This is a genomic window from Gilvimarinus gilvus, assembly GCF_030518155.1.
Lineage (GTDB): Bacteria > Pseudomonadota > Gammaproteobacteria > Pseudomonadales > Cellvibrionaceae > Gilvimarinus > Gilvimarinus gilvus.
In genome coordinates, this window is record NZ_JAULRU010000246.1 from 1 (window position 1) to 1,136 (window position 1,136).

General features: G+C 41.2%; 1 protein-coding gene. It reads left to right on the top strand.

The annotated features are described in order from the left end of the window. Positions 1-257: 257 nt before the first annotated feature. The gene (locus QWI17_RS03280) at positions 258-638 is read left to right on the top strand and encodes a DUF3997 domain-containing protein (RefSeq protein WP_302721073.1); all 381 of its coding nucleotides are present in this window, start codon (positions 258-260) and stop codon (positions 636-638) included. Positions 639-1,136 lie beyond the last annotated feature (498 nt).

Here is a 1,136-nt window from a genome sequence, read left to right on the forward strand (position 1 = left end):
TCGGCGCGACGCCTATTTCGGTAAACTATTTGATAAAATGAAAATAACAACGGTATTTCAATAACTTAGCTGTGACGGATATAGCCGGGATAGGCATCAGCCCATGACACCTATCCCGGAATGAATTATGCGCCTAAAAGCACAAAGCCTTGATCACCCGTGGGTTGTGGGATAGTGTCGTCTCTTTAATAAACTTGGATAGGCGTCACGCCGTCGATTCTCGCGCCAGACGCCTATTAATATGTTAGCAATAAAAAATGAAATCATATTTATTCGTAATAGTTTTGATACTTGCAGGTTGCGGCTTGTTTGATTCTGGCTCAAAGACTCTAGTTGGTGAGTACTCTGTCGGGTGGATTGATATCAGCTGTACCATGAAAATATATAATGGCCCCTTGGGTCTTATGGAAGGTCAGATTTATCATGTGGGCTGGGATAACGATTTCATAATCGCTAAAAGGCATCCAAATTGCGATAAATCTAAAACAGATTATTTTATAATCGACTTACAAGAAAACCAGACTGAGAAATACAGTCAAACAAAAGGGGTATACGGTCCTCTCGACCTTGATCAGTTTAATCAAATGTTTGGTCAGTTGGGTATTCCAAAATCGGTGGCCTTTAGTTACAAGCCATAGTGCTAACACCTATATGACCGGGCCTGTCAAAGAACAATAGCTCACCAAAAGTTGAGTGTTTTATAACTCAACTTCATGTAAATTTGATTTTTTGTCTGTCTACTTCCGATAATTTCATGAATGGTTTGAATTGGCCAACCAAACACCTATTGAGAGTCAGCCTCCAATAGAGCCGCATTTAAAAATCATGCGGCGCTTTGGGGGTATCCTAGCTAAGCTAGAATGCTACTAGAAATTTATCGGTTACCCTTGGGTCCGGCGCTTCAAAGCATCGGGCTTGTCAGTCTGACATCCAGTTATAAATCACTCGGTCAAGGGGCAGCCAAAACAAAAAAACGAAATAGGCGGGCAGCGAATCTTATCTAATCAAAGCGGAAGGGGTTGGCTATTTTCATCACACAAGCATTAATCTCAAAGATTAAACAGTTAGCTTGTAAGGTCGATCTTTAAGCACAATACCACCAGTTATACACTGCTAGCTTAGATTCGCTGCCCTAA